The sequence below is a fragment of the Dyella kyungheensis genome (genome assembly GCF_049913195.1).
GTDB lineage: Bacteria > Pseudomonadota > Gammaproteobacteria > Xanthomonadales > Rhodanobacteraceae > Dyella > Dyella kyungheensis.
In genome coordinates this window covers 2,212,100-2,235,701 of the sequence record NZ_CP183983.1, presented here as the reverse complement: position 1 = coordinate 2,235,701, position 23,602 = coordinate 2,212,100, and the positions used below count along the sequence as shown (strand labels likewise).

General features: G+C 60.2%; 21 protein-coding genes and 1 tRNA gene. 6 read left to right on the top strand and 16 right to left on the bottom strand.

All coding sequences use genetic code 11. The features are described from left to right. Positions 1 to 50: 50 nt before the first annotated feature. From ACN9MB_RS10020 to ACN9MB_RS10010, 3 genes are all read right to left on the bottom strand, one after another. A complete protein-coding gene (locus tag ACN9MB_RS10020) occupies positions 51 to 461 on the bottom strand; it encodes a VOC family protein (protein WP_204635773.1) in 411 nt (136 codons plus the stop codon). A gap of 34 nt (positions 462 to 495) precedes the next feature. Continuing rightward, entirely contained in the window at positions 496 to 942 is a 447-nt protein-coding gene (locus ACN9MB_RS10015) for a helix-turn-helix transcriptional regulator (RefSeq protein ID WP_426271692.1), read from the bottom strand. 185 nt (positions 943 to 1,127) lie between these two features. Next, positions 1,128 to 1,880 (bottom strand): DNA/RNA non-specific endonuclease, encoded by a 753-nt coding sequence (locus ACN9MB_RS10010; RefSeq protein ID WP_426271691.1) that lies wholly within the window; start codon positions 1,878 to 1,880, stop codon positions 1,128 to 1,130. A gap of 361 nt (positions 1,881 to 2,241) precedes the next feature. On the opposite strand from ACN9MB_RS10010, the gene ACN9MB_RS10005 reads away from it, so the two are divergent. Continuing rightward, entirely contained in the window at positions 2,242 to 2,910 is a 669-nt protein-coding gene (locus tag ACN9MB_RS10005) for a hypothetical protein (RefSeq protein ID WP_426271690.1), read from the top strand. 149 nt (positions 2,911 to 3,059) lie between these two features. Here ACN9MB_RS10005 and ACN9MB_RS10000 read toward each other — a convergent pair whose 3' ends face one another. Further along, the gene (locus tag ACN9MB_RS10000) at positions 3,060 to 4,340 is read right to left on the bottom strand and encodes a retropepsin-like aspartic protease (protein WP_426271689.1); all 1,281 of its coding nucleotides are present in this window, start codon (positions 4,338 to 4,340) and stop codon (positions 3,060 to 3,062) included. 325 nt (positions 4,341 to 4,665) lie between these two features. Between ACN9MB_RS10000 and ACN9MB_RS09995 the strand changes: the two genes are divergently transcribed. Both ACN9MB_RS09995 and ACN9MB_RS09990 read left to right on the top strand, forming a co-directional pair. After that, entirely contained in the window at positions 4,666 to 5,181 is a 516-nt protein-coding gene (locus tag ACN9MB_RS09995; RefSeq protein WP_426271688.1) for a hypothetical protein, read from the top strand. A gap of 380 nt (positions 5,182 to 5,561) precedes the next feature. After that, positions 5,562 to 6,068, top strand: coding sequence for a hypothetical protein (locus ACN9MB_RS09990; RefSeq protein ID WP_426271687.1), 507 nt, complete (start codon positions 5,562 to 5,564; stop codon positions 6,066 to 6,068). Between the two features lie 143 nt (positions 6,069 to 6,211). Here the strand turns inward: ACN9MB_RS09990 and ACN9MB_RS09985 are convergent, their stop codons facing one another. Next, a complete protein-coding gene (locus ACN9MB_RS09985) occupies positions 6,212 to 6,952 on the bottom strand; it encodes a CPBP family intramembrane glutamic endopeptidase (protein WP_426271686.1) in 741 nt (246 codons plus the stop codon). Positions 6,953 to 7,323: 371 nt separating this feature from the next. On the opposite strand from ACN9MB_RS09985, the gene ACN9MB_RS09980 reads away from it, so the two are divergent. Beyond that, positions 7,324 to 7,668, top strand: a complete 345-nt coding sequence (locus ACN9MB_RS09980; protein WP_426271685.1) for a hypothetical protein — start codon at positions 7,324 to 7,326, stop codon at positions 7,666 to 7,668. A 139-nt stretch (positions 7,669 to 7,807) separates the two neighbouring features. Continuing rightward, on the top strand, positions 7,808 to 8,122 hold the full coding sequence (locus ACN9MB_RS09975; RefSeq protein WP_426271684.1) for a HigA family addiction module antitoxin: 315 nt from the start codon (positions 7,808 to 7,810) through the stop codon (positions 8,120 to 8,122). Between the two features lie 228 nt (positions 8,123 to 8,350). Here ACN9MB_RS09975 and ACN9MB_RS09970 read toward each other — a convergent pair whose 3' ends face one another. Then, complete coding sequence (locus ACN9MB_RS09970; protein ID WP_426271683.1) at positions 8,351 to 9,121, bottom strand: hypothetical protein; 771 nt, start codon at positions 9,119 to 9,121, stop codon at positions 8,351 to 8,353. 681 nt (positions 9,122 to 9,802) lie between these two features. Between ACN9MB_RS09970 and ACN9MB_RS09965 the strand changes: the two genes are divergently transcribed. After that, on the top strand, positions 9,803 to 11,488 hold the full coding sequence (locus tag ACN9MB_RS09965; protein ID WP_426271682.1) for an SIR2 family NAD-dependent protein deacylase: 1,686 nt from the start codon (positions 9,803 to 9,805) through the stop codon (positions 11,486 to 11,488). A 335-nt stretch (positions 11,489 to 11,823) separates the two neighbouring features. Here ACN9MB_RS09965 and ACN9MB_RS09960 read toward each other — a convergent pair whose 3' ends face one another. From ACN9MB_RS09960 to ACN9MB_RS09915, 10 genes are all read right to left on the bottom strand, one after another. Further along, complete coding sequence (locus ACN9MB_RS09960) at positions 11,824 to 12,732, bottom strand: GTP pyrophosphokinase (RefSeq protein ID WP_426271681.1); 909 nt, start codon at positions 12,730 to 12,732, stop codon at positions 11,824 to 11,826. Then, positions 12,732 to 13,847: a nucleoid-associated protein gene (locus ACN9MB_RS09955; RefSeq protein WP_426271680.1), complete on the bottom strand. Its 1,116-nt coding sequence runs from the start codon at positions 13,845 to 13,847 to the stop codon at positions 12,732 to 12,734. Before ACN9MB_RS09955 ends, ACN9MB_RS09960 begins: the two co-directional genes overlap by 1 nt. Positions 13,848 to 14,516: 669 nt before the next feature. Then, positions 14,517 to 14,606, bottom strand: a tRNA-Ser gene (locus tag ACN9MB_RS09950). A 170-nt stretch (positions 14,607 to 14,776) separates the two neighbouring features. After that, a complete protein-coding gene (locus ACN9MB_RS09945) occupies positions 14,777 to 15,139 on the bottom strand; it encodes an LrgA (protein WP_426271679.1) in 363 nt (120 codons plus the stop codon). 10 nt (positions 15,140 to 15,149) lie between these two features. Then, positions 15,150 to 16,430: a serine--tRNA ligase gene (gene serS, locus ACN9MB_RS09940; protein ID WP_426271678.1), complete on the bottom strand. Its 1,281-nt coding sequence runs from the start codon at positions 16,428 to 16,430 to the stop codon at positions 15,150 to 15,152. A 353-nt stretch (positions 16,431 to 16,783) separates the two neighbouring features. Beyond that, positions 16,784 to 17,362 carry a hypothetical protein gene (locus ACN9MB_RS09935; protein WP_426271677.1) on the bottom strand — a complete coding sequence of 193 codons (579 nt, stop codon included), beginning with the start codon at positions 17,360 to 17,362 and terminating at the stop codon, positions 16,784 to 16,786. Positions 17,363 to 17,443: 81 nt separating this feature from the next. Further along, positions 17,444 to 18,073, bottom strand: coding sequence for a 2-hydroxychromene-2-carboxylate isomerase (locus tag ACN9MB_RS09930; RefSeq protein WP_426271676.1), 630 nt, complete (start codon positions 18,071 to 18,073; stop codon positions 17,444 to 17,446). 29 nt (positions 18,074 to 18,102) lie between these two features. Beyond that, positions 18,103 to 19,440 (bottom strand): replication-associated recombination protein A, encoded by a 1,338-nt coding sequence (locus ACN9MB_RS09925; protein ID WP_426271675.1) that lies wholly within the window; start codon positions 19,438 to 19,440, stop codon positions 18,103 to 18,105. A 52-nt stretch (positions 19,441 to 19,492) separates the two neighbouring features. Continuing rightward, on the bottom strand, positions 19,493 to 20,854 hold the full coding sequence (locus ACN9MB_RS09920) for a DUF3999 family protein (RefSeq protein WP_426271674.1): 1,362 nt from the start codon (positions 20,852 to 20,854) through the stop codon (positions 19,493 to 19,495). Then, positions 20,844 to 23,549 carry a DUF2339 domain-containing protein gene (locus tag ACN9MB_RS09915; RefSeq protein WP_426271673.1) on the bottom strand — a complete coding sequence of 902 codons (2,706 nt, stop codon included), beginning with the start codon at positions 23,547 to 23,549 and terminating at the stop codon, positions 20,844 to 20,846. Before ACN9MB_RS09915 ends, ACN9MB_RS09920 begins: the two co-directional genes overlap by 11 nt. Between the last annotated feature and the right edge of the window lie 53 nt (positions 23,550 to 23,602).

Below are 23,602 nucleotides of genomic sequence, written 5' to 3'. Positions count from 1 at the left end.
CGTGTATCGCGATGTGAAGCCCGGTCGCAACGCTTCCGGGCTTCCGGCATTCAGCGCAGCTGCTGGATACGGATCATGTTGCCGGCAGGATCGCGCACCGCGCAATCGCGAACGCCGTACGGCTGGTCCGTCGGCTCTTGCACGATATCCGCATCGCTCGCCTGCAGCTTCTCGAAGGTACCGGCCAGATCATGCGTGGCCAGCAGGATGATGCCGAACGTGCCCTTGGCCATCATCTCGGCAATGGTACGGCGCTCGTCATCGGTAATGCCCGGGCTGGCCTCCGGCGGATACAGCACGACATTGATGCCCGGCTGCCCCGCGGGCCCCACCGTGATCCAGCGCTTGCCGCCGTAACCCACGTCGTTGCGCACCTCGAAGCCCAGCGTGTCGCGATAGAAGGCCAGCGCCGCGTCCGGGTCGTTCTGCGGCAGAAAGCTCGAGTGAATCGTGATGTCCATGGCGTTCCTCTCTGTGGTGGTGAAATCCATGAACTCAGTCTAGATCGCCCTCACCCACCGATACTTCTCGATTCCTGATCGGTCGCGTCAACTGCTTGGCCACGCACGAGGGAATACCTGCCGTGGCCTGTGCTTCCTTCCGCTTATAGACACCCGGCGACATCCCCACCAGTTCCGTGAACCGCGTGGTGAACGTCCCCAACGATGCGCACCCCACGGTGAAGCAAACGTCGGTCACGCTGAGATCGCCCCGACGCAACAACGCCATCGCCCGCTCGATGCGGCGCGTCATCAGATAGGAATACGGGGACTCCCCATAGGCCGCCCGAAACTGGCGGCTCAGGTGCCCGGCGGACATGTGCACGCCCCGCGCCAACGCCTCCACATCCAGTGGCTGCGCGTATTCGCGATCGATGCGGTCGCGCACGCGTCGGAGGCGGGTCAGGTCGCGGAGGGTTGGGGATGGGTTGGTCGCGGTCACTGCCAGATCGTGGCACGCGTGGCGCAAGCGCTCAAGACCGGTTTCGGATTAGCGAGGATAGCTAATGGTGTGCGCGTGACTCTACCCAAAGGGTGCCTGGCACCGTCCTTAGAAGAACAAAAAGCAAGGCGCGGGGCGATCAACGAAGCCCCGCGCCTGTATGACCTGCTGCGATTCGAGACGCGTTACGGCAGCGTCAAGTGAATCGGATTCGCCTTCATCGACGAAGACAGCGACGGGAACGGATCGACGCCCGACATCGTCTTCACGTCATTCAACGAAACCACCGCACACGTGTAGTTGGTGACATTGGTGCACAGGAATGCCGCCGCACCCACGCCCGGCTCGTACACCGCCTTCCAGGTATAAGCCGGCACAGCTACTTCATCCTTGCCGATGGTCGGCACCGCGTCCGTGGCGAACGCAGGACCGGTCACCACATACACCTCGCCGAGCTGCGTGGCGAGATTGCGCACGGAGTCTTCGATCTTCTCCCACTCGCCCGCATTCAACACATGCAGCTGCGGTACGACATTGGCCATCGAGAACGTCTCGTCCTCAGCCGCAATCGTCGACGGATCGCCCGCCGGGCTCATATGGCCACGGTCGTAACCGCTATTCGTATAGTCCGACGACTGCGACCGGTCCGCCGACGGAATACCGGTTTCCTGATGCCAGGAACCATCACGACTGATCGAGTCGGCACCGGCAATCTGCGCCGCCGTCAAATGCTCGGCCGAATACAACGGTCCCTTGGTCACACCCGACGCAAACAACACGTACTCGGTATGACAGACCTCCGTGGTACGGCTCAACAGCGAGGCATCCAACGCCGGCGCCGTACCCGAAACAAAGAAATTCGGGCAAGCCGTACCTGCATACGACGCACCGGAAACAAAGAAACAGACCGCAAGAAGCCAAGAGCCGAAACGTGCCATGGGGTTCCCCAGAAGAGTGGTGCGGGGAACCTAGTTATTGCGTATGTCAGAGCGGTGACGTGGAGGTGAGTGCAAGTAGTTGCGACGGGTGGTGTGAATTCAGTCACTTCACGCACTAGATGACTTCAAGATTCGCGCACCAGCCAGGACAAGCAGAAGTAAAGCGGGGCTCAGGAATTTCGGTGGAGCACTCAAGCGTTGCGACGCAGTGCCGACAAGTTATAGAAAAGAGAGCAGGTTCTCCCCCGACTAGCCCTCGAACTGGAGCAGAACCTGATCCCATCTTGACTCCCTATCCGGAGCTCCCTTTTGGGAGCTAAACACACTACCTGCTGTAAAAGTTCGAACAGGCAAACAAACAGTGTCAAAGTCAATCTTTCGCTATGCGATTCAGACGCCCAACCGACGGCATTCCGATATCTGGAACTTCTTTTGCAACAAGAACCAGCAATGCCTCTATGCCAAACGCATTTCGCAAAAGAGCTGGATGAAAGTCACTTTTCACAAGTCTGGCCATTGCCACCTCAAAGAATATGAACCCGGCGACGAGATCGGAACACCGGACCACAAGTGGCGCTATGAAGATGCCGTTGATGGCCAGCCCGTCCACCTCATGCGGATCGTTTACGACCTGCGTATGCAGAACGCTGACTTGGAGGTTGATAAGAAGATCAAGCCCATGTTCGAGCACTTGGCGTTGCCGAACAGCTTTTACCTTGATGTGTTCTTCATCCAGTCCGATCGCGACATTGAAATCAGTCACCAACAAACCGGCGTGATCGCGGCTCACCATATGAGCGGCGGCAAATGGGTTTATTTTTCCACTAGCTTTGGCCCACTGACCAACGGAATGCCTGACGGCGTTGCCGAGTTAAGCATTCATATGGGCGAGTCCATGAAGGACGAGGTCACACAGGAGGAATTTCTTCGGAATATGACTGCGGTGTGGTATCGCGTGCCCCAGCCTTCCGGCGTATTCGTCGCCCATGAGGCTGCAACTGCCAAATTTTCACTCTCCACACGAGAGTGATGAACCATTCTTCTTCATCCAAACACTGGGCCAGGCTCACTTCTCAGACGGAAGTCCATCGACAGAATGAACCTGCCCCTTTTCCCGGGAACGTCGATAACTTCACGGTCCCGCACGCCGAGCACTCGGCGCCAAGCACCAGATTCACTTCACATGACGCACATCAATCCGTTCGAAAAATCGATGATCAGATCGTGTTGATGCACATAACTTCCCCCGATGTCGTACCGGAATGGCTTGTGCTGACCGCTATAAACGATGCGATACGCCTGAAGCTGGGCAGGCACGCTTCCAATCTGCATCGAGTCTGTCGCTTCCGACATCTTGACCGCGTGGGTGACGCCACCCACCGTTAACGTAATGGATTTTGCATTGTCTGCGCCGGACGGCTCGCCGTAGGTATGGCGGACGATACCCCATGCATTACCCGTATCCAGGAAGAAGTGGAAGTCTTTGCCGCCCACCACGCCCGGTACAAGCAACAGGCTGTTGCTCCCCTCCACCCATGAGGTCATGTCGAGAGGCGTCTGGCATAGATTGCCAAAACCTGTGGCATGGCTGACCAAGGTATCGCCGTGCAAACGCACGGCACGCAAGAACTGCAGCCCGCGAATACCAAGCACAGATACCGGCGCGTCGGTGATCGTTGCGGGCATGTTCGATACGGTCACCTTGCCTACCGACAAGCTCTTTATCACGCCCAGGTCGGTAGGCACCCCCTCGCTGGTGGTCATCCATCCGTGGTGGATATCCGAGATGTTGAGAGCATCGGCGTCGGAACGCTTGATGATGACGCCGCTGGTTCCCGTGTCCAGGGCCATCTGAAGCGGATGACCGTTGATCGTTGCCGTGATAAACGGCTGAACGTCCGTGCTTACGTCTGAACTTACCCTCCACTCGATCGGGATCGAGAACTCATCTGTGTCCCGCTTTACGGCAACCGGAGGGACATCGAAATACTGCGAGAAATCCGCCACTGTCTCGAACTCACCGACGCGCAGGCTCTCTGGCGCAGCATTCATTTGTTTGGCCAGGAGCGGAACAGCGGCCTTCTTGGTGGCGTCCATCAACCTGGCCCACCCGGCGGTGTCGCCAGCCAGCAGCTTGTTACCGGCCAAGATCATTGCGCATGACCAATTGGCCGTAGAGCGGGAGATCTGAGATAGGGCGCCACACTCGGAGAGCGCCTTGGAAGACTCGTCCAACCGATAAAGCGAGCGTAGATAAAGCGCTTTGGCGATGACCTCCAAACCGCCTGCGGAGGTTTGGGATATCTCCAGAAGTTTTTCCTGATCCCCTCTCAAGGACGCTTCATAAGCACCCGAGTTATCCGATAGACGCACGGCATACGTCGTGCCCTGCGCTTGCGCACCGAATGCCAGGACGATTGCCATCCATCCCACTGAAAGGCTGCAACTAACCTTTGACATGTAGCGCTCCGTCAACGACGACGATTCGATAAGGTGACCTGCGCATGTAACGGGTGGCAACGTTACGTGCGATGCATGTCAATAGGCAGTGAATCGAATTGTGGATGCATTCCGCGTGTTTTTACGAACTATGAGAAGTTGCGTCGAGTCGGAACGCAAGAAGTTGGTTCGGTCTAACTGCCTATGCTCCCGTTCATGACTTCATCTTCCAGGCCTTTCAACCTGGGAACTGAACCCGCCACCTTTTTCGGCCCCGTTTTCTTCCGCTTCCAGTATCCAGCCACCAATGCCGGTATCCTGCGGCTTTTCGCAAAACGGAGCGCCTATGTTTTCAGTCAAGCAATGGATGATGGCAGTCACGGCCACGGTCGCTTTTACCAGCGCCGCCATAGCGGGCAACGCCCCCACTGCCAGCACCGATCTGTTTGACCGCGCGGCGGACATGGTCAAAGGTCGCCAGGCCATGTCTGCGGTAGACATGGCCTCCAGTCTGGGAAGCGGATCACCGGGATCGGCACAGGGCACCCAGATCACCTTCCCCGCCGGTACTTATATGGGTGTCAGCGTGAGTCAGATTCGTGTCGCGACGACCCAGGCCGGTGTCCCCCAGTTTGTAGAGGTCGTTACCGATCCATCGGGCTGCATCGATGCCACGCCGCTTCAGACGCGCTACACCGCAGACGGCCTGTATGACGTTCCCCTTGCACCCGCGGACCAAGTGCACCGATACCTGACGCATGAAGCGGATGGCGTCCGGATCGCGATTGGGATCTCGATGGATCCCGCGTTTTGCGCGAAGAGCTTCATCGCGGAGATCGTAACCAAGTCGCCGAAGAGCTAGAGCATGGAAAACGTGTCAGGGATAATTCTGGCTGGGCCGATCTTGCGGCCAGGGCTTTCCAATAATTGTCTCTGACACCATTTCTCCAAAGTCCTTCGTGCAAAAGGTGCCGGGGACAATTTCATTACTTACACAGATCGATCGTACGACCTACGCATAGAATCGAAGGTTGCGATTGACCACGGGCCCAACAGCGATTGATTGTCCGATTGCTCGAGGTGCCTCGTCCCCTCCTTTCGACGTTGGCTATCCAAGTCCCCCGAGCATCGCGATGAATCCGCGGGCCCATGCCGTTCCGTTTCTGGTTGTTCAAACACAGCTGGCGATGTCATGGCGCTACCTCGGACCTGCTCTCAACCATTGGACAAGGAGAACGTTTGATGAAGATGCAGAAGGTAATACTTATAGGTTTAGCCTGCCTTGGACCGATTACTGCAGCGAATGCCTGGGTCACGCCTGCAAGTTCCAACGTCGTCGCCTATGGAAAGGTCGTCAACACATTCGATATTCCGCGTGGATCACCCGAATACGACCAGATTCGCGCATGGCTTACTGAGGCCATAGCTCGCACCGGCGATCGCGTTGGCTCTCCGGCAAATCTTTCGAGCGACAGCCTCGGCGCCAGCATCCACGTCCAGGTCGTGCATCAGGTCACCACCAAAGGCAGCGTCACCGCCATGGGCGCCCCGATCATGCCATCCCCTCCCTGGATGCCGGGGACGAGTGGCTACAGGGTTGGTGACTCGGCCACCGTCAGCATCACGAACGGAGGCTGGACCCAGATGTGGACCTTGTCGCTGCAAAACACGAGCATGGGTTTGATGTGGCTGACGATTGAATACCACGCAACGAGAGACCCTGTGGTTCAATCTCCGGTTCCGTATTGAGGTTGCGTGCCTGGGCGCCAAATCCTCATCGGGAAACGGGCGGAGGTCGAAAAGGTGTCAGGGAAAATTCGGGCTCCCGAAAATTGTCCCTGACACCATTCTTTTGCTAGGGCTTTCCAACCATTGTCCCTGACACCATTTCGTTATTGCCATAGCGCCATTGCCACCACCGAACCCGCATTAACCATGTTATGCACTATCAACGATGGCCAAACGCTCCGAGTGGATAAGCGAATACACATCAAAATGCATCCCCCAAAACCGGCCAGAGCGAGCGCCTGCCAGCTGAAAGCAAAGTGCTGATCCACGAATCGTAAGCCGTGCATCAGCATGAAAGCGATCGTAGGAATGGTAAACACCAAACCGGTGTTGACTGCCCTTTGCCGCCTTCCCGTCTCGTCGGCCCGGCGCAGCAGCGCAGGCATGGCTCCGCGAAAAAGGAGCTCTTCATCGGTGCCGGACAGAAGCAACATGAACGCAAAAGCGCCCGCAGAGAAGGCTTGCCTCGGCGCGTAACAATGCGCCAGGAACCAAGTGACACCCGCCATCACGAAAAAGAGGCCTGCCGTCAGGCCGATCGTTTTCGGCTGCGAAGACCTGAGGCCTATGTCACGCCATGACGCTTGGCTCTTGCACAGCCAAATGAACAATAAAGTTCCACCCACGGATGCCAGCTTCCCGACCCACAGACCTATCGGGCTTTGGAAATGTCCTCCGATAAACATTCCAAGGAACAGACTTCCAGTTTGCGCAACGATGCCTAGAAAGACGAGCGCAAGCGAGCCGTAGCTCGGCAGCACACCGTCAACGAGGCGCCGCAACACGGCGATGATCAGAAAACCGGGAATAGCGACAACTAACGAGGGGAGAATAAACGGCGGCACTGAGTCGTCCTGGAGAAGGTACCGGGCAAATGAGTTGGGGCGACCCCGATAGAAAACGAAAAGCTGCCAGGGACAATTTCATGAGTCAGTGTGCACGTTTTTGAGAGCGCGCACTGCCTTCAGGCCTAAGGGACTGGCACCGACATTGAATCGCCCTCGCACCGTCGCGTACCGCCTCCACCAAGCGGACACCCATCTCACTGATCCCCGACAGACGATGCCAACCCTGCTTGTTACGGTCAGCCAATCATTCGCGCTGTCGTGTTGCACGGCCTCGCGAATGACCATGACCACCAGGTCATGAGGCGCGGGCCGTGAGTGCTTCTAACACCCACGACCCGCTAACCATCACCAACTACCTGAGAGTTGATATGGCTACCCGCGATCATACGGTACGCATTCGCTCGTCCGTTCCCCCTGACGACACCCTCACTCCTCCGCCCGGCGACCCGCCATCCACGTCTGTGGCACGGCCCGAAACCCTGCGTCATGGCACGCGTGGTGACATCGCCCTGGCGGTGCTCGCCCTCACGCGCTTGCGTGCCGACAGCGAGCAGTGCCGCCACGCGCAAGCGCGGGGATTCCCCGGCAGACCGCTGCCATGGCCGCTTCCCGTGGCCGTCACGGCCAGCCTGGGCACGGCCATCCACTGCCTGCAGCAATACGCCCGCCTGCTCGGTGACGAGCCTCGAGTGAACACCACACGCCTTAGGTGATCGCCGTTGCGACGCATCGGCCGGCAGGGCGATGCGCCGCACTCGAGTGATCACCGACGAAGCTGCCAAGCATTCACTGACACGGAGCGCTGTAAGCGCTGAGTCGCTGCGCGGCCGTGTCCGACAGGGAGGAACCACCATGGAACTGATCCAGCTCACTCCGCATTCGGAAGTGGACCCCTCGCAACCACTGCGAGCCCCCGGCGACATCTTGCTGCACGCCTACCTGATCCCCAACGCACTCAACCCCGCCCAACTCGCCCGTCGCACCGGCATACACGCCCACCACATCAAGGCCTTCATCGCCGACACCCACCCCATCACTCCCAAGATCGCCCTCCGGCTTTCCCTCGCGTTCGACACGACCGCCTTTTACTGGATGGCACTTCAGGCGCGGTACGATCTGGAAAGGGCGAAGCCGGTGGTGCGCGCCTATCGTCCGCTCGTTGATTAAGAGAGTTAGGTCAATAGCAGTCCGCGCAGGTACGAAAGCATGGACGCCGGGAGTGCCAGCGATCAGTCGAAAAGGTGCCAGGGACAATTGGGCTCCCGAAAATTGTCCCTGGCACCATTCTTTCGGAGCGCTTCCCTGCGCTGTATAGCTCTCTTACCGGAATCAAAGGGTCGAAACACCTTTCCGAGCCGCCAGCAGTTCTAAAAAATTCTTTTGACCCCATTAGCCCTATCTGCCCCTACCATCATGCTTCTTAGGCATTTCCCCCTGCTTAACGCGTTCCCACTCCTCTTTGAGTATAACCTGCAACTTTACAACTACGTTTTCGAGCGAATCTCGAACTCGATCTTGTATTTGAAGTGTTGGCAACGTAGATTTTTCCCGGTTGAAGAGGCCAACACTTTTCTCGACCTGAGAGAGCAAGTCCACCAATTCGATATGTTTGTCTTCGGTCGGATTTAACCTTAGTCGCATACGAAGTTGAAGCTCGTGCGCTTTGTAGCTAAGGGCCGACACTCTTTCCCTGAAGCCAGGCAACTCATCCATAACCGTATTTGCAGAGTGCGCCTTCTCGGCTTCCTTCCCAATCTGCGAATTTTTACCTGTATTTTCCTTGGCAGCTGCCTCAATGATCGCCTCCCACTCCCAGGATATTTCCTGCCAGGTCGCCAAGTAGTTAGCTGCATCTTTGCGTAGCTCGTCAATCCATACTTGTCGCTTGGCGGCCACGTTATCCTGAGCGACCCGAAGGTTTGCGCGCCGCTGAATTTTAAGCTGACGTTGAAGCATGACGACTTGGTCAGATGCTATCTTTCTCTGTGTCCGCGTCTGCATAAAAGCAATGATCATCTGGATGACCATGCCCAAAAGAACGCCCACAAATGAAGCAAGTGCAATGTAAACCTTGTTGAACCCATCGGCGTTTTCTAGCCCATCCGCCAAAATGGATCGCACAGCATTGAGGTCGGCTGGCGAGAGCGTCTGTATCGGCAATATCATCTCGATTCTTTCGTCGTGAGTGAAGAGAACATGCGTGTGACCGATTCTAATCAGACACTGACCAGAAAACCCAGAGGCAGAGTCGACTTTTCCTTTGCGACGGCATTAGGCAGCTGGAGGAACGCGCTCCCCCCCGTCTTGTTCGGTACGAACTCGATGTCACCCTCCAGCTTTAATACCACTGCTTGGTTGGAATGCCTTTTGTCATTGGCAAGGAAAATGTCAGGTTGCCGCGCGGGTCAAGGGCTAGCTTTCCGGCCATCGTCTGCACTTCAGCCCATGCCAGCTTCGCCGGAATCAGATAGTCGGCCCCACTCAATGCCCCTCCCATTGGCGGCTCACCGGGCCACATCAACGGAGAGCTTGGGCTCGCAGGTGTCCTATCAAGGGATCAGAGACGTCGCATTGCATAACTCAACCCTGCCTAGTCCACGGGGTTGCGAAACTGCAAAACCGCTGGTGCTATCGCATCACTGCACAGTTAAAGGTCCACTCGTAAGAAGGAGCGAAACGGGTTCACTTTCCCTAAGATCCGAACCTGAGCCCGTACTTAAACCGTTTTTGGCAGCTGCGAAGGGCTGAAGTTGATTGACCCAAGCCTCGCGATACTTCTCAGTTTCAAGCTAATGACCTAGGCTCACTATGGTTAATTAACACACACCGATTGCTTGCGATGTGACCATGACGACTAAGTATTTGAAGTTATTCCCTAAACCGCTACTGGATGACCTTGTCGCAGGTCGCTGGCTACCTGTAATTGGGGCCGGCATGTCGTTGAACGCTAAGCTTCCAACAGGGAAGAGCATTCCACTCTGGGCAAAACTTGGCGAGAGCCTAGGAGAAGACTTGGCTGACTTCTCTCCCACGGGGACCTTAGATGCAATCTCTGCCTTTCAGCATGAGTTTGGTCGATCAAAGTTAATCGAGCGCCTAATCGAAATCCTGCACGTTAAAGATGCTCAACCTGGCAGGGCACATGATGCCTTTTGCGCAATCCCCTTTGACATCGCGTGCACTACAAATTTTGACTTTCTATTAGAACGGCAGTATGAGCGCGCGCCTGGATATGTCTACACAGTCGTCGATGAGGAGCAATTGTCGGTTAATGGCGCACCAGCAGGCACATTGCTACTAAAACTTCACGGCGACCTGCGACACCCCAGCCGACTTGTTGTAACAGAAGAAGACTATGACGCCTTTCTTACAAGGTATCCATTGATTGCAACGTACTTGGCCAACCTCCTAATCACAAAAACGGCCGTCTTCGTTGGCTACAGCCTTGATGATCCTGACTTTCGTCAAATTTGGAACATAGTAACTGGCCGGCTTGGACGAACTCGAAGAATGGCCTATGCAATCATGGTCGATGCGGGGTCATCCGAGATCGCGCGCTTTGAACGCCGCGGAGTAAAGATTATCAATCTTCCTGGGCCTAAATCTCGATATGGAGACACACTTGCGGAGGCCTTCGCTGAACTACATGCCCATTGGCGAGACAATGTAATTTCGGCGAGTAAAGTTACTGAAGAAGAACCGCTACGCGAGCTATTACTTCCCCGCGGCGCACAGACTAGGCTTTGCTTCTTCTCAATTGCAGTCGATCGCCTGTCAATCTATCGCAGCGAGGTGTTTCCCTATGTTCAAGCCCTAGGTTTTGTCCCCGTCACCGCTGATGATGTGATATCTCCAGGTGACAACGTAAACGCCAAGATCGACGCACTTATCGACAGGTCTGCAGTGATGGTAGTTGAGCCAACAACTCAACACACGCGAGCTGAGTTGCGCATGGCAATCACTCGCCGCGGACGCACAATGCTCTCAGGCGCGGCTCTTCCCCGATTGAAGACCATTATCGTTGGTAGCGACCCTTCGATAGCCCAAGAAGAGTTCTCGAGCGCGGACATTTTTTATATTACTGGCGAGAATTCAGCTAACGATCCCGCACATCTTGCGAAGGAGCTCAGCAATCTCCTCTCGCATATCTCCGACAACCTAGGTCTAGGCCAGGACCAAGAGCCGCAACGCCTGCTTTCGCAAGGAGAAGGACGAGCCGCAGTAATTTCTGCAATGACGCTACTAGAAACTAGGCTTAGACAGGTAATACAAACTCTTCCAGCAATGGTTACGTCAAATATCCAAGGTAGATACCGCGCCACGTCGCTCCGAATGCTCCTGGAAGACGCATCCTCTCAAGAATTAATACCCTACGAACAACAGAGATTGATCGAAGGATGGATGAGACTTCGCAACGAAATTGTGCATTCTGGAAAGGAAGTTAATCCAGCGAAGGCCAAAGAAGTTGTTAACGGCGTTAGGGATGTTCTTCATCAACTTCCCTTGCCGCCATGGAGCCAGAACGCAAACTGAGCGCACCTTTATGAAACCCGCGTAGATTCTCAATAAAAAGGGTCAGAGCACTCTTCTAGGCCCACCCCGTGGCCGAACTCTCGCCGTACGGCCGAGCTCTGCCGCCTTGAGTCTCGAAAGAAAGTGTTCTGACCTCTTTTGTTAATTTGGGCTCCCGAAAATTATCCCTGGCACCATTCTTCATCTTTCTTCGAACTCCGCCCGCCGCCCCAGCTATCTTGATGGTGTCAGCCCGAATGAGTTCGAAGGGGCATCGGCGACGGCCAGATGTCCACTAAGCCTGATAATTCCACTCTGAGATGGCCCCTGTTTTCGACACGACTAACCTCATGCAATTACAGCGATATCCCGAGGTCTGAGAACATCTTGCTCAGCTCAGACCTGGATCCGGGGAAAGGCCACCGGGAAATCATTCGACCTTCCAATCGTTCCACCAACCAGTAGGCGATCACGGCCGCCGAGGGATAGGCAAACAGGCCCTCCTCCGAACGCGAGCGGACTTTGTCTACGACGAAAGAGTTCTCCCGCACAAATTTTCGAAGGCCTTCCGCGGATGATCCGTCGATCTCCGAGGCGTATGCCGACATGAGATCTTCCACGAGGTCCTGCGTGCCACCCAAGGCCCGCGTCACGTCGGCGGCAACGCGCCCCAATCCCAGGGCCGGGGCGCCTGCTTCACGGACCGCTTCCATCGCGCTGCACAGCAGTTCGTCCGTCGTTTCCATCAACGCTATGCTGCGCGCCACCAGTCTCCTGGCGTGCGACGGCACCTCCCTCGTTGCCTTATACATGGCATCGTGGGAGAGTTCGGCAATGGCATGCTGCAAGAGGGTGCGAACCTGGACTTCGCAGCACCAGATGCCCTCGGCGGGATCCTTCGGCCGGACGGTGTAGTGGTGAGACTGATAACCGAAAGTGTCTGGGGCTTGCTCGATCTCGACATCAGGATCCCGATCCTGGCGGGCAACCCACGAAGTCGACTGCTCAATCTGAGTCCGGATCGGAGTGAGATCGGAAGAGTTCAGGACCACGAATCTGACGCCGACAAGGTCGGTCATATCCCGTGACGGATCGGCATACGCCTTCTTGATCTGCTTGGCCCGGGCAGACTGGAGGTCTTTCACTCGGACCGATGCAGGAACTTTCAGCAGCGTCCCATTGGTGCGGGTCACCTCCTTCGAAATGACCAGCCCCCAATCCATCAACGCCTGACGGTTGGCTTCGATGTAGTCGCCAATCTCCATCACTCGCTCTCAGTAAAGCTGCCGCGAACCATCACAGTTGCGTGGGTCTCGGTGCGTTCCGTCATAACGAAGTCATCCGGGGCAGCGTCGGCCGGAACCGTGATCCGGACACCGCTGGTGAATGCAAGGCGCCGAGGCTTCCGCAGCCTCGATTTCACATACTCGACGTCCTTGACCACGGCATTCTTTGGGAACCCCTTACCTTCCAGGTAAGAAACATAGCTAGACCGCACTTCTTCGTCGGGAATATGGCTCTTGGCGAAATCAGTGACACTGATAATGGCATCCGCGCTCCGCAGACTCACGCGAAGCGCCTCTTTGAGTTCCGACTTGTCTTCTTCGGACAGCGAAGCCGTCTTGATGAAGGTCTGGGTATATTCGTAGAAATCCTGCGTCAGCTTTTTCGACGACTTCTGGATGTCCATGCCCAGGAACCCACCGTAGAAATAGGCCGCTGCGGATCGTGTTTCCGTTGCCGTGATCAGATGATCGAAAAGAAAAGCCCGATAACCCGCTGGTTTGTAGTCGCCCAGGTTCCGCGGAGGAGCGGATGCCAGTTCGAGCAACAGGCCGACTTTGAAAAGGCGCTGCTGCGGGGTCAACATCAATGAGCTGATGTATTCCACCGCCACCGCCTGGTCTGTGCCACCCGCGCCAAACCCGTCATGCACTTCGGCCTTGACCACCGCCAGGAACCGGCGGGGTTGGCCGCCCGCCCGGCCGCGGATGACGATAAGCATTCCAGGAGAGCCACTGGTTGCGGCCTGCGCCTTGCTGAGCTTCACGGCCATGCTTCGGGATGACGCAACAAATGCCGCTTGATCTCGGCAAATCGCATCAGCACCCAGTTGAATGAAACTGTCAGCATCTGCCTTTTCGATGGACATTTCCACGCCGTGCGAGCGGCTTCCGAGGGCGACCGTGAGGCGCTGCTGGATGGCATCGAGCCCGGCAGCAGGCAAGACCATCAACTTATCCGCAAGCACGGGATCCTTGACGACCTTGTTGGCATCCCGTGCAAAGACCCGATGGACGATGACCTCGTCAATGCCAAGGTTGCGCAGGTCAAGGCCCGCCTCGACAACCGATGTTGGCGTTGGTGCAATCACGCTCACATTGTCCCCCTATCCCTGGCAGAGCTGGCCGACTGGACTCGACCGCCCTTGTGATCATCATTAAAAGTTATGGCGCCTCGGATCATTTCACCGAAGTCGCCCGCTTCTGCTTGAACAGCATCGGCCAGATCACGCTGATCTTGATGGCTGATAGCATTTCGATCCCTTTCAGTCGAACCCCAAGCCTCTTTGTGGCGTGCTAACTTTCCCTTCAAAATATAAACGTGACCAGGCTCGTTTCCTGACTGCCATTGAAAGAACGGGGTAGTCCAGGTTCACTTCCAGACTGGCATTTGGCTTGTCGCAGGAACGACTAGACGACAACCAAGGTGGCCGCAACTGCAGCCAGGAATAAACGTTTCATTAGCCCGCATTTCTCTTATTGCTATCTCGGCAAGGTAAGTGAAAGCCTGTGCGATTGCATACCTGTCAAAGGTAGTAATTGGCATTAGGGGCTTTAGAAAATCGAAAGCGCTTATTGGCCATTGCGAGACTGAGGGTGGGATTGTTGCGTGCATCCATGCACCCAACCCTTCCGCACTTCGCGCTCCAGGGCCAGCCTGCGGCTGTCCAAATTTGTTCCTGACAAATTTGTCGAACCCGGGTGGGTTCTCACCCAGTCTTTCCATCAGAAATGAAAACGCCCCCAGGCGGGGGCGTTTTCATTTCTGGCGGAGAGAGTGGGATTCGAACCCACGGTAGGCTCACACCTACGGCAGTTTTCAAGACTGCTGCCTTAAACCGCTCGGCCATCTCTCCTGATTGTGGCTGCTAACGGGAACTCCATTAGAGCGATGTAGCTTCAGGCCCTTGTTGCCACTGGGGCGCTGGATTACTCGCTTCGCTCGCCCCTTCGGGGCCGCCCTTCGGGCGTTCTTCGCGCTTCGCGCTCGTCCGGCGTTCGCCGGAATGACGAGCTTGCAATCCTATCAGGAATGCGGTGCCGCTCCCTGCCCTTTTTTCGACAAGGCAATCATCGCCCACAGCATGATCGCGACCGGAATGGCGGCCCCAAGCAGCGGGAGCAGCAGGATCGGTTGGCGGATCACCATCGGCACCAGTTGCGTCGCGGCGGCGAAGGCGATGATGGCGAAGCGCAGGCGGCGGCTGTGGCGGGCGAACCAGAAGGAGCCCACCACCAGTACGGTGGCGATGGCGCTGAGCACGAAGTCCACGGTGGCCATGGGGAACATGGTGACCAGGCCGAGGCGGGTGAGCAGCTCGGTGGCCAGGATCACCAGCAAGGTGTAGCTGGCGGCGAGTTCCACTTTGTCCCAGCGCTGGGTGCTCATGCCGGTGGCCTCAGGCGATCTGCGGGAGGTTGCGCAGGTACGGGCGCAGCGCGTCGGGCACGGTGATGGAGCCGTCGGCGTTCTGGTAGTTCTCCATCACGGCGACCAGGGTGCGGCCCACGGCCAGGCCGGAGCCGTTGAGCGTGTGTACCAGCTCGGGCTTGCCGGTGGCCGGGTTGCGCCAGCGGGCCTGCATGCGGCGGGCCTGGAAGTCGCCGCAGTTGGAGCACGAGGAAATTTCGCGGTAGGTGTTCTGGCTGGGCAGCCACACTTCCAGGTCGTAGGTCTTGATCGCCGAGAAGCCCATGTCGCCGGTGCACAGCAGCACCTTGCGGTACGGCAGGTTCAGCAGCTGCAGCACTTTCTCCGCGTGGCCGACCATTTCTTCGAGCTGCGCATGCGACTGTTCGGGCGAAGCGATCTGCACCATTTCGACTTTCTCGAACTGGTGCTGGCGGATCATGCCGCGCGTGTCGCGGCCGTAGCTGCCCGCTTCGGCGCGGAAGCACATGCTGTGCGCGGTGAGGCGCATGGGCAGTGCGTCGGCTTCGACGATGCTGTCGGCGACGAGGTTGGTCAGCGCCACTTCGGCGGTGGGAATCAGGTAGCGCTTGGTTTCGTTGACCTCGGTGGAGAACAGGTCTTCCTCGAACTTCGGCAGCTGGCCGGTGCCCTTCATGGCGTCCGCGTTAACGATCAGCGGCACGCTGCATTCGAGGTAGCCGTGCTCGCCGGTCTGCAGGTCGAGCATGAACTGCGCGAGTGCGCGATGCAGATGGGCGAGCTGGCCGCGCAACACGGTGAAACGCGCGCCGGACAGCTTGGCGCCGGCATCGGCATCGAGCCAGCCGTGGCGGGCGCCGAGGTCGACGTGATCCTTCACCGGGAAATCGAACGTGCGCGGCGTGCCCCAGCGCAGCTGTTCGGCGTTCTGGGTTTCGTCGCTGCCCAGCGGCACGGACTCATGCGGGATGTTGGGGATGCCCAGCGCGACATCGGCCAGCTTGGCCTGCACGTCCGACAAGGCGTGTTCGTTGGCCTTGAGCTTGTCGCCGATGCCGGCGACTTCGGCCATCAGCGGGGCGACGTCTTCACCCTTGGCCTTGGCCTGGCCAATCGCCTTGGAGCGCGTGTTGCGCAGGTTCTGCAGCTCCTGCGTCTCGGTGGACAGCTGCTTGCGCTCGCTCTCCAGCGCCTCGATGGCGGCTACGTCGAGTTCGTAGCCACGGGTTTCCTTGAGGCGCGCGGCGGTTTCGGCCAGTCGCGAACGCAGCAGTGCGGGGTCCAGCATGATCAATCCAGAGGTGGGGCTTGGAACCTTGGATTATCGCTGGGGGGCGTGGTGGGGGGCAATGTTGGGGGCTGCGGTGTGGACTTGGCGCACAGCCAGCTTTTGCTCGTAATCCCGGCGCAGGCCGGACAAGCGCGAAGCGCGCAGAACGCCCGAAGGGCGGCCCGAAGGGGCGAGCGAAGCGAGTCATCCAGGGCCTCGGCGGTGGGTTTTGGCCGCGCGATAGCCACCGCACTTTAAAAGCCGATCAACACTGAGAGTCCCGGCTGTCGCCGGGATGTGGGGACGGAGGCGCTGGATCCCGGCCTGCGCCGGGATGACGAGCTAGCGTGCGCGACTGGGCTTGCCGCGGTCTACAACCGCGATCGATGCTCGCCCCTGCCCAGCCACCACGCCATCACCGCGCCGGCCAGCAGCCAGCCGATCACCTGTTCGATCAGGGCGGCCAGGGTGAAGTTGGTGGGGAAGCGGTACCAGTTCCAGTACGGCACCAGGGTGCTCAGCCAGGCGAACACGGCGGCGGCCAGGGCGATGCTGAGGCGCGTCATGAAGCTGAAGGCGGCCAGGCCCATCAGGAAGGCCAGTGCGAGGGCCGACAAGGTATCGGACGCCCATTGCCGTGGCAGTGTTCCGCTCATGTCGGATAGGTCATCGCCCTGCGGCATATAGACCACCAGGGCATACGGCGACGCCTTGGCCTTGGTCGAATAGGCGTCCATCACGGTCTTGTCGTGCATCTTGGCCGGGTCGACCGAGGGAAGCACGAACACGCCGGCTTGCTCGCCCAGGCCCGGACGCAAGCTGCCCAGTACGGCGTCTTCGGCCACGGGTTGCCGCATGCCGACATCGCCCAGCCCCAGCGCCATATGTGCCACGGCGCCCCAGATGAACATCACGATGCCGCCCATCAGTGCTGCTACCAGTACTCGCATGGCTCGCTCTCCCTCGATACCTACGGTGGCGCGAATCTATGCCCGCCGCCCGGGGTGCCGCAAGGTCTTGCGCAGCAACGGTCAGCCGATGCGGCTGGCGGTGACAGGCAGTTCGCCGAGGCGACGCATCTCCGGCTCGTCCCATAGCGAGGGGTCGTCCAGATAGGCCAGCGCGAAGTCATGCGCATCGCCACCCCAGAATAGACGGCCATCCAGCGACAGCGTGGGCACGCCGAACACACCGTCGGCCACGCTCGCATCGAAGTTGGCGCGCAATTGCGCCTTCACCGCGGGATCGCTGATGGCGGCGGCCGGATCGGCGATGCCGAGGCGCGCCGCCACCGGCGCCAGCGCTTCGATGCTGTCGCCCAGGTTGCCCTGTGCCCAGATCCAATCGAAGATCGCATCCGTCGCTTCCACCGTGCTGCCGCAGGCAATGCATAGTCGCAGCGCCGCCAGCGGATTGAACGGATGCGCCGGCGGAAACCGCAGTGGCTGGCCTTGCTGGCGCGCGCGCCACAGCACATGGCGATAAATGAATTCGCGTTTGCCGGGTATCTCGGCGGGGCCTTTCTGGCCGATCCGGTCCAGCACGCCGGCGAACAGAATCGGCCGCAGCGTGACTGGGCGGGATGCGGCCAGCAGCTTCAGCTTCGGCCATTGCAGCCAGGCGTACGGCGAGATGAAATCGAAATACCAGACTATGGACATACCTGTTCCCTCAGTCGTGTAGTGAGCACTCACTCGCCGCGCGCCTTGCGTCGTGCTTCGCGCAGGCCCAGCAGTTTTTCGCGCAGTTGCAGTTCCAGGCCGCGCTCGACCGGTTCGTAGAACACGGTGCCGTCCAGCGCATCGGGCAGGCATTGCTGGTCGAGCGCGATGCCGCCATCGCTGTCGTGGTCATATTGATAGCCCTGCCCGTAGCCCAGCCCCTTCATCAACTTGGTGGGGGCATTGCGCAGATGCATGGGCACGTCGAGCGTGCCGGTTTGCTGCACCACGGCGCGCGCTGCGTTGTACGCCTTGTAGGCGGCATTGCTCTTGGGTGCGATGGCAAGCCAGATGGCCAGTTGCGCCAGGCCCAGCTCACCTTCGGGGCTGCCCAGGCGCTCGTAGGTATCCCATGCATCCAACGCCATGCGCCAGGCGCGCGGTTCGGCCAGGCCCACGTCTTCCACCGCCATGCGCGTCATGCGTCGGGCGAGGTAAAGCGGATCGACGCCGCCGTCGAGCATGCGCGTCAACCAATACACGGCGGCATCCGGATCGGAGGAGCGCACGGATTTGTGCAGCGCCGAGATCTGGTCGTAGAACTGCTCGCCGCCCTTGTCGAAGCGGCGCGTGCGATCGGCCAGCACCTGGGTCAGCGTGGTGTCGTCGATGCGATGGTCTTCGGCCAGTTCGGAAGCGATTTCCAGCAGCGTGAGCGCGCGGCGCACGTCGCCGTCGGCGGCCTGGGCGATCAGCCGGAGCGATTCGTCCGAGACATCCAGCTGCATGCTGCCGAGGCCGCGCTCGTTGTCGTCCAGCGCGCGCTTGAGCGCCATCACGATGTCGTCGATCGTGACCGATTCCAGCACGTGCACGCGGCAACGCGACAGCAAGGCGGAGTTGAGTTCGAACGAGGGGTTCTCAGTGGTGGCGCCCACGAAGAGGATCACGCCGCGCTCGATATGCGGCAGGAAGGCATCCTGCTGGGCCTTGTTGAAGCGGTGCACTTCGTCCACGAACAACACCGTGCGACGCCCCTGGGCAAACTTCACCTCGGCCTCGGCCAGCGCCTTGCGCACATCGGGCAGGCCCGACATCACGGCCGAAATGGCGCGGAAGTCCGCATCCGCGTAGCGCGCCACCAGCAAGGCCAGGGTGGTCTTGCCGCAACCGGGCGGCCCCCACAGGATCATCGAATGCACGCGGCCGGCTTCCAGCGCGCGGCGCAGCGCCTTGCCGGGAGCCAGCACGCGTTGCTGGCCCACGATTTCATCCAGGGTGCGCGGCCGCATGCGTTCGGCCAGGGGCTTGAGATCGTCGGGCTCTGCAAACAGGCCCGGCGCGTCGAACATATCGCTGCGTGACATGCCCGGCATGATAGGACATCAGGCCGGCGGGGGCCGCATGCCCCCAGCCGCCTCAGGGTTTCGGATCGCCCTCGCGCCCCTGGCGCAGCAGGCTGAAGGCCATGCCGGCCACCACCAGCGCACCCAGCGCCAGCACCACCCACAGCAAGGGCTTGGTCCAGTCGTAGGGCACCTTGGGCGCGTCCAGTGCCGACGGGCCCGCCTCGTCCACGCGCGGCCCCAACTGCGCCACGGGTGGCAGCCATGTCTCGTCGTGCTGGCTGCGCAAGCGGCTCAAGGCCTCGTCCACCGGATAGTCGCCGCGGCGCGCGGCATAGCTGCCGGCGAGCAACCGGTACGGCGCGCTGCCTTCGGCAAGGAAGACGTACTGCGGCGGAATCCAGCCCGCGCGCAGCGTGGGTGCGCCGGCCAGCGGCGTGTCGCTGTGCACGCGCAGATGCTTGATGGTGCGGACTCCGATGGCGGCCGTGGCCTCGCCGCTCTTGCCCCCCGCACGAACCAGGTCGAGCGTCGCCGCTTCCGTCCAGGTCGCCCCATCCGCGCCCTGTGCCAATACATGCACGCGAGCGGCGTTGTTGGCAGCCGGCAACGCGACCGTCACCGATTCCACCGGCAGCGCGGCCGGCAATTCATAGTCGTAGTCCGCTGCGCCCTGCCCGCTCTCCTTGGCCACCAGCCACTGCAGCTGCGAGGCGTGTTCGGCGGCAGCGTCGGTGTAGCCGCCGGTCAGTCGCGCGATGGGCGCGTGGCCGGCGCTCCAGTCGACCTGGCCATCGGACAGCCGCACGCGGTAATAGCGATACGGGTCGTTGCTGGAGACGTCGGCGTTCAACTGTTCGACCTGATCCTCTTCGCCATGCACGCGGGTCAGGCTGAGGTCGGAGGCAAGCAGGCTCCACTGGCGCAGGTCGTTGCTGCCTTCCACCATCACGCGAAGCTGGAAATCCTCGCTCAGCGATGCGGGATCGAGCGCCAGCTGATCCAGGTTCATCGCGCGGCCTGCATCGAGCAGCCATGCATCCGGACGTTGCACGGCAGCGGCGCGATCGGTCTGGCTGATCACGATGCCGCCATCGGTGTTGCGTTCCACCTTCACGCTGTCGGCCGACGCAGCGGACACCGGCAAAGGAAGCAGCCGCGCTGATGCCTCGAACGGATGGCTGGTCGGCGGCGACGGCGGCAGCGGTGCGAACGGCACGGGCCGGCCCAACGCATTCACCACGATCAGGTCGCGCAGATCCGCACCCGGCTTGACCGAGGCGTAGACCTCCGGCGTCAACACCACGCGATAGGCCTCGCCGGCGGTTTTCGTATCGAGTGCAAACGCGTACGCGTAATCCGCCGCGTTGTCGGCCCGGGCCGCAGCCACGGGCAACATCACGGCAAGCGCAATCCAGCGAACGTCAAGGCGCATGCCCGGTCTCCTCCATAGACGATGAACGGCGCGGCGGAGCCGGCGCCAGGTATCCAATGACACTGCACAACAAGCCAAAGGCAATGAACGAACCGATGCCGAACAGATTGCCCAGCTGACGACGGTCGAGCAGGATCAACTTGGCCAGCACCACGCCCATCAGGATCGCGCCGGCCAGCCAGAACAGGCGATGGCCGTGCTTCGATCCCCACACCCAGGCAAACAGGCCCAGCACGCTCCACACCACGGTGAGCGACATCTGCGCGATGCTGGAATCGATCAGCTCGTCGCCCCATGGCACGCCACCCAGTTGATGGACCGCGCGCAAGGTGATGCTGGTGGCGAGCGCCAGCACGATGCCGCCAAGCACGGGACCACGACTGCATTGCAACAGTGCAGGCAGCGTTGGCTCGGCCAGCCACGCCGCATAAGCCAGGGCGATCAACAGCAGCAACAGCTCCAGCGGATTGAGCAGCGGTATGTAACGCAACGGCGCCGCGTCGCCGGCAAGGAACAAGGCCGCGAAACCGGCCAGCCCCAGTACTGCCAGCAGCGAATACTTCAGCGGGGGTAGCCACAGCGACATGGTCTGCTGCATCGGCGCGGCGAACAGACGAGGCCGCGCGTGCGCCACCGCGAACGCGATCAGCAACGGTGCGAAACTCAACAGGCCGGTCCAGCTGTCGGACAACCAGCGCAGACGATCCAGCGCCACCGCGATGCCCACCGCCGCCAGCAGCACCCATCGCCACAGCCACAGTCCCTGCGCTGCGGCGCCGGCCCAGGCGGTATCGCGCAGGTTCTGCAACGTGCGCCAACCCAGGCCCGCGGCGAACAACACTGCGAGCAGATTCCAGCCTCGCCACGGTTGCTGGTGATAGCTGCCGGCAAACAGGATCAACACGAGCATGGCGGCCATGAAAGCCACCGGGGTCCACAGCAACGCGGCGCCCAGCTCGGGCGTGGAACGGTAACGAGCTGCTTCCGCCACACCCCATGCCGTGAATGCCACCCAGGCGAACCAGGCCGCGAACAGGTTAGTGTCCGGCACGAAATGCGCGATCTCCTGCGCACTCGCCGCCAGCCACCAGAGCATCGCCCAGGCAAACAGCGCCACCGAGAACACGCGATACAGCACGCGTCCCGCACTCCCTCGCGAAAACAGACCGCTGCTGACGAAGCCGGCGATCACGATCATCAACGCACTGATGCAATGACGATTGAGCACCGGCCACGCGCCATAAGCACCGTGCATGGACTCGTTGATCAACAATGCGCATGCGGCGAAAAACTGCAGCGCCACGCCACTCCACGTGGCCAGCCAGCGCTGTTGGCGCAAGCCCAGCCAGATCAGGCCGGCGCCTTCGAGCGCGAAGATGCTGCCGGTCACGTCGGCACGCAGCGCCAGCGGCACGGTCAGCGTGGCCAACGCCACTGCCAGCACGGCCCAGGTATCGCGCAGCAGTCGCATGGCCGGCTGGCGACGCGAAACGTAGGCAACGCCCAGATAGATCGCTGCTGCCACCAGCGTGGAAATCGCCAGCGCCTTGCCATCCCAGCGCAACAGCGCGCCCTGCAGCAGCAGGCTGATCAACGGATTGCCGAACATCAGGCAGCCGTCGATCACCAGTCGCCGATCCACCGGCGCACGCACCACATGCAGCCAGGGAATGATCAGGTAGAACAGGAAGTTCAAGATCAGGAACGGCTCGGTACTGGCGAACAGCGCAGGTTGGTAGCGCAGCACGCCCCACGCCGTACCGACGGCAAACGTGGCGATGAAACCCAGCAGGTTGAGCACGCGCCACGAGCGCTTCCACGCAATGCCCAGGATGGCGACGTTGAGCACCGCGTAGTAACCGAACAGCGCCACGTGGCTGCCGGTGCCGGTGGAGACCAGAATCGGTGCCGCGAAACCGGCGAGCAGACCGAGTACGGCCAACGCCAGCGCATCCTGCATCACCGCAAGCACGCCGACACCGGCCACCAGCACCACCAGCAAGGCGAATGCGGCGGTGGCTGGCAGCAAGTCGTAGAGACGGAACGCAGCGAACACCGTCATCAGCAGCACGCCGATGGCGCCGCCCTGCAGGGACAAGGCGAACACGCGCTGCTTGTCGCGCTGGCGCCAGCCGAAGGCCAGGCCGGCCAGCGCGGCCAACGCCACCATCGACACGCGCAGGCCGATCGGCACGCGCAGCATGCCGGCATCCGCCGCGTACTTGAGCAAGGCCGCCACGCCGGCAAACAACACCAGCATGCCGATCTTCACCGGCACGTTGCCTTCGGTGAACCAGCTCCACACGCGTTTGGCCAGGCGGTCGAACACCGAGGGCAGCGCCGGCACGCGCGGCGGGATATCGGCGGCAGGCCAGGCAGCGGGTTCGGCGGGTTTCGGTAAAGGAGGCGCCGTCGCCTCGATGGGAACAGGGGCTGGCGCGGCAGCGACTGGCGCAACCGGCGGCGCAGGCGTCTCGCTCGGCTCGTGCGCACTTGTCCACCGATATTCCGCATTGGCGGGTGGCGTCGGCGCGGCCTGGGCCAGCTGCGCACGCAGGGCCTTCAGCTCACGCGACAGATCCACCTGCCTGCTCCACAGCAAGCCCAAGGCCGCACCGCCCAAGGTGCCGGCCAGGCCACCGGACGACGCCAGTGCGCCCAGTACGGCGCCAATCACTATCCATAGAAAAACCATGACCATCCTTCTCCAGCTGCGCCGGTGTGTCATGGCGCCAGTGTGACACGGAC